We start from the raw sequence: 5,126 nt of genomic DNA, 5'->3' as shown, positions 1-5,126 counted from the left end.
TTTTAAATCATCATTTACTATTTCGTTTTTTAAGGCTTTCGGGAGTAAAATTTGAGTGTAAATTTGGCCTAGTCAGTTAAATTTGACGGCCTATAAGCAGACGTAAATTTAAATTATATTTTAGTTTGCGCGTTTTACCCACACCGTAAAATTTGACGCCGAGCAGCTTTAAACTTACGCCGTCAAATTTGACGTTTTTGGCGAGCAATGTTTGGTTAAATTTGATTTAAAAGGAGAATTTATGCGTATCGCTTCGATCGATCATATCGTTTTAACGGTGGCAAATTTGCAACGGACGCTTGATTTTTACGTGCGCGTACTGGGTATGCGCGAGGTTGATTTCGCAAACGGACGCAAAGCTCTGGCTTTTGGCTCGCAAAAGATAAATTTGCACGTAAAAGGCGAGGAGATTTTGCCTAACGCGCGAAACGCAAACGTGGGAACGGCCGATATTTGCTTGCTTACGGATACGCCGCTTGAGCTAGTTTTAGAGGAGCTAGAGGTTGCCGGCATCGCCGTAGAGCAAGGCATCGTGCCGCGAACTGGAGCGCTTGGAGCGATAAGCTCAATCTACGTGCGCGACCCGGACGGAAATTTGATAGAGATTAGCAGATACGTTTAAATTTGACGGGTTTATAAAAAGGCGAAGCGTTAAATTTAACCTCAAATTTAACGCCCCGCCCTTGCTAAATAGCGTTTTATCGCGACTTACTGCGACTCCCTCGCGTTCATCTTTATATAAATATGTAAAATATCTATCGCAGCAGGCGTCACGCCGCTGATCTCGCTAGCCGCAAAGAGCGTCGGCGGGGCAAATCTCTCGAGCTTTTCGACCACTTCGTTGCTAAGCCCGCTGATACCGCGGAAGCTAAAGCCCTCGGGGATTTTCACGCTCATCATATCTTTCATGCGGTCGATCTGCTTTTTTTGCTCGGCGATGTAGTGTTGGTATTTGGCTTCGGTCAAAATTTGCTCCAAGCTAGCTTCGTCGAGCGCCTCAAAAAATGGATCTAGCTTGCGCAGCTTTTCGCCCGTGAAGCTCTTTCTGGCGACGATTTTTTGCAGGGTCAAATTTTGGCTGATTATCTCCTCGTCAAGGCTAGCTAAAAGCTCTAAATTTCGCTTCGTCGGCGTGATCTCGGTGCCGTTTAGCAGCTCTAGCCCGCGAGTCAAATTTGACCTTATGGCTTCTATTTTCTCAAACGTCGCTTCGTCTAGCAAGCCAAGCTCGCGGCCGTATCCGCCTAGGCGCAGCACGGCGTTATCCTCGCGCAACAGCAGTCTATACTCGGCGCGGGAGGTAAACATGCGGTAGGGCTCCTTTGTGCCTTTGGTCACTAGATCGTCGATGAGAACGCCGATGTAGGCCTCGTCGCGGCGCAGGACGAACGGCTCTTTGCCATCAAGCGCAAGCGCTGCATTTATGCCCGCCATCAGTCCCTGCGCGCCAGCTTCCTCGTAGCCCGTCGTGCCGTTTATTTGGCCTGCGAGATAGAGTCCGCGCGCCTTTTTGGTCTCTAGCGTGTGTTTTAGCTCGGTGGGCTGGACGTAGTCGTACTCGATCGCGTAGCCGTGGCGCACGATGCGAGCGTTTTCAAAGCCTCTGACCGAGCGTAGCATCGCGACCTGCACTTCATACGGCAAGCTCGTAGAAAAGCCGTTGATATAGTACTCCGTGGCCTCTAGCGTCTGCGGCTCGACGAAAAGATGATGCCTGTCGCGGTCGCCGAATCTATTTATCTTATCCTCGATACTCGGGCAGTAGCGCGGACCCACGCCCTCTATCTGACCCGTAAATAGCGGCGCTTTGTCGAAATTTGAGCGGATGATGTCGTGCGTGGTCTCGTTCGTGTAGGCGATGTAGCAGGGCAGCTGCGTAGGCGCGAAGTCTCTCGTGCGGAAGCTAAATGGGCTTGGATCCTCGTCGCCGCCTTGGATCTCAAGCACGCTAAAGTCGATACTTTTAGCGTCCACGCGCGGGCAGGTGCCGGTCTTTAGCCGGCCGACTTCTAGACCTAGTTCGCGCAGGCTATCGCTTAGATTTTTAGCGCTTAGCTCGCCCACGCGGCCGGCTTCTAGTTTGTTAAATCCGACGTGAATTAGCCCGTTTAAAAACGTGCCCGTCGTGATGATGAGCTTGCTGGTTTTATACTCGTTGCCTAGGTGGGTTTTTACGCCCGTGATTTCGCCGTCTGAGCTTAAAATTTGCGTCGCGATCTCTTGGCTGATTTCAAGATTTGGCGTATTTAGCAGTAAATTTCGCATATAGACGCGGTAGCGGTCCATGTCGATCTGAGCGCGGCTACCTCGCACGGCCGGGCCCTTGCTCTCGTTTAGCACGCGAAACTGTATGCCCACGGCATCGGTCGTTAGCCCCATCTGCCCGCCTAGAGCGTCGATCTCTTTTACGAGGTGGCCTTTTGCTAGACCCCCTATTGCGGGGTTGCAGCTGGCTGCTCCGATTTGCTCGGCTAGGATGGTGATTAGTAGCGTTTTTTTGCCCATTCTTGCGGCGGCGAGGCTGGCTTCGATGCCTGCGTGACCGCCTCCGACGACGATAATATCATAGTTCATATTCAAATTTTCCTTGTCCTTAAAATTCGCGATTTTATCAAAAAACAGATAAAATATACAAAAATTTAAGGAAAGACGGCGAGGAAATTTGGCTTAAATTTGACTCTCTTTGCCGTAGTCTCAGCGAGCTGCGGTTGCTCAAAATTTACCTTCCACCCCTCTTTTAAATTCAAATTTAATCCTCCAAATTATAAAATTCTCCACATTTAATCCATCGGAAAAATCATGAAAAAGCTTATTTTTTGTATTGTTTTGGTTTCAGCGTTTATCGGCGCTTTTGATTTGGCTATGGCTAAAGAAGCTAAATTTGAGCCTATAAATTCGCCGCAAGCCTTGCTGGAGTTTATCAAAGACGGGCAGGAAAAGGGCTATTTCCCGCAAAAAATCGTGCAGTTTTTGGGCGAGCCTAGGATTATGCAGGCTATTTATAGATTGCAAGACGTGGATTTTGATTTTTGCCGAGGTTGCGACCTGACAAAACGGGGCTGATTACGGCCGCGGCGCTAAGATATTTATGACGGCGCAGGACAAAAACGAGACCATAAAACCGATCTCCGAAAACGCGGCGTTTATCCTAGGGGGCGGCAACGATGAGGTTAAATTTTCGCCCGCGGATTTAAATGTTTATTATCTAGGCAGCGGAGACGACAGGGCCGAAAAAAGCATGGGCGTGGGCATTTTTATATTTGAAACGGGCTGGGGGCGCGACGAGATCTTGCTGTCTCCCGACGAACTGCACACCGTCATCGATACGGGCAAGATCGTGGACTACGACGGTAGCTATCCTTATAGGTTTAGATCGTTTTTCGTGTTTGGCAATGGCATAAAGAGCGAGGATATGCGCTGGCGGAGAGAAGTTCGCCTGCTCAAATTTGGGCGTGATGTACCTCGAGCGCGCGGGCATCGCCGAGGACGTGCAAAAGGGGTTAAAATTTTTACAAAAAGCCTGTGATAGCGGGGACCTTAGGCGGTTGCGTAAATCTAGCCGAGCACTACGAGTAGGCGGGCGAGCTAGCCACTGCGGCGAAATACTACGCCAAGACCTGCGAGATCGGCAAAGACGACTTTGACGCGCAAAATATCGATACAATAACAAGGCCTGGAAAAAGGCGTGCGAGAAGCAAAATTTGAAGTGAAATTCGGCTGTTTTTGCGGCGCGAGCTTTTTAGGTTTGTTTTTTTGAGGATTTTGGGCGGAGTCGGCCTTGTGCGGCGATAAATTTGAGTAGATGCGGAAAAGGAGCTTTATTTTGCGCAAATTTATCCGCTTTGCTTGCGGTTTTGGCATTAATAACACGGCGAGTTTTTGATTTAAATTCAAAGCTTAAGTAGGGCCGGCAAATTTACGAGAAAATGCGGCATTTTTGATTAAATTTAGTAGCGACAAGAGGTTAATTTGCTGGGTTCAAATTTGCTTGCGAGGCTTGTAGTTTGGGCTCAAATTTTACTTTATGCGACTCTGATTTTTTTGCGCTCGGGCATAAATTTAGCCCGCATAACGGCGATCTTTACGGCGATAAATTTTTGCAGCTAAATTTGAGCGACTTTTGGAGTGCATTGTTTTGCTTAAATTTAGCTGCACTGCTTGCGACTTTGGCCTAAGGAATGTCGCGCGCAAAGTAAAATTTAACTTTCACGCGGCAGCGTGTTTAAAAATAAACCTTATCTATCTCATCGATATTTACGCCGTGTTTGGATAAAAAGTATCCTTTTACTTCTCTATACGTATCTTTATCAAATATCGTGATCATGTAATAGCTATTGTGCGGTACGCCCCAAAAGCTGCCTTCGGTATCATGCGGCTCGTCTATGCAGATAACAGGGAAAGATGAAAATTTAGCATTCCTTCCGCCCAAGATAAAACACATAAAAAACTTGGTGAGTAAATTCCCAACCAAATAGAATACTATGATGCAAAAAACCATATATGCTATATCCAAAGATAGCGTAATGACGTAAAAAAATACAGGCGCCACTGCAATCCAAATAATCCAGTCTCTAGGTCTTTCACTGCCGATAAAAAACGGCTTATAAATAAAATTCCTTAAGTCGTCGCGTTTTGATACGAATACTCTTTTGCCTTTTTCGTAAAAATCTATACTGCCGTTTTTTATCTTTAAAACGGGTTGCTCTTTTTTATATCTATAAAATTCGCCTAGCGCAAAAATTAGTATCAATAAAAATACAGGTAGACAACTTATTAAAGCGTCTATGATGTCGGTATAATCGTCATAACTATTTAAAACTACTGCACCGCATAGTCCGATCATCAATTGCGCCATTTTTAACAAAATCTGATATGATTTTTCATAGTTTTTTACTATTATCGGCTCTTTATCGTAGTCTCTTGCAAATTTCTTTGAGCTGGAATTTGTCAAATTTGAGTTTTGAAGGTTGCTGTTTAAATTTGAGGTTTGTTCGTTTACCGTATTCAAATTTTACTCCTTTACTATGTTTTATTTACCAGATTCTTCTATGATCAGTTTTGGTTAAACCCGCATTTTTCAAAAGCCTCTCATAAGCTTTATCAAGCTCATGCTTTGCTTTGGCCTC

General features: G+C 46.1%; 7 protein-coding genes. 4 read left to right on the top strand and 3 right to left on the bottom strand.

The features are described from left to right. Positions 1-241 precede the first annotated feature (241 nt). A complete protein-coding gene (locus Q0338_RS03820; RefSeq protein ID WP_298085602.1) occupies positions 242-622 on the top strand; it encodes a VOC family protein in 381 nt (126 codons plus the stop codon). 86 nt (positions 623-708) lie between these two features. Here Q0338_RS03820 and mnmG read toward each other — a convergent pair whose 3' ends face one another. Then, entirely contained in the window at positions 709-2,574 is a 1,866-nt protein-coding gene (gene mnmG / locus Q0338_RS03815) for a tRNA uridine-5-carboxymethylaminomethyl(34) synthesis enzyme MnmG (protein WP_298085601.1), read from the bottom strand. Positions 2,575-2,799: 225 nt separating this feature from the next. On the opposite strand from mnmG, the gene Q0338_RS03810 reads away from it, so the two are divergent. Continuing rightward, a complete protein-coding gene (locus Q0338_RS03810) occupies positions 2,800-3,063 on the top strand; it encodes a hypothetical protein (RefSeq protein WP_298085600.1) in 264 nt (87 codons plus the stop codon). 25 nt (positions 3,064-3,088) lie between these two features. Beyond that, on the top strand, positions 3,089-3,526 hold the full coding sequence (locus Q0338_RS03805) for a hypothetical protein (RefSeq protein ID WP_298085599.1): 438 nt from the start codon (positions 3,089-3,091) through the stop codon (positions 3,524-3,526). 59 nt (positions 3,527-3,585) lie between these two features. Here the strand turns inward: Q0338_RS03805 and Q0338_RS03800 are convergent, their stop codons facing one another. Then, the gene (locus Q0338_RS03800) at positions 3,586-3,831 is read right to left on the bottom strand and encodes a hypothetical protein (RefSeq protein WP_298085598.1); all 246 of its coding nucleotides are present in this window, start codon (positions 3,829-3,831) and stop codon (positions 3,586-3,588) included. Positions 3,832-4,004: 173 nt separating this feature from the next. Between Q0338_RS03800 and Q0338_RS03795 the strand changes: the two genes are divergently transcribed. Further along, positions 4,005-4,175 (top strand): hypothetical protein, encoded by a 171-nt coding sequence (locus Q0338_RS03795; protein ID WP_156318385.1) that lies wholly within the window; start codon positions 4,005-4,007, stop codon positions 4,173-4,175. Positions 4,176-4,222: 47 nt separating this feature from the next. Here the strand turns inward: Q0338_RS03795 and Q0338_RS03790 are convergent, their stop codons facing one another. Next, positions 4,223-5,008 carry a hypothetical protein gene (locus Q0338_RS03790; RefSeq protein ID WP_298085597.1) on the bottom strand — a complete coding sequence of 262 codons (786 nt, stop codon included), beginning with the start codon at positions 5,006-5,008 and terminating at the stop codon, positions 4,223-4,225. Between the last annotated feature and the right edge of the window lie 118 nt (positions 5,009-5,126).

The organism is uncultured Campylobacter sp., assembly GCF_938018145.1.
Lineage (GTDB): Bacteria > Campylobacterota > Campylobacteria > Campylobacterales > Campylobacteraceae > Campylobacter_A.
Note: the sequence above shows the minus strand (reverse complement) of the source record. Positions and strands in the feature narration are given on the sequence as shown.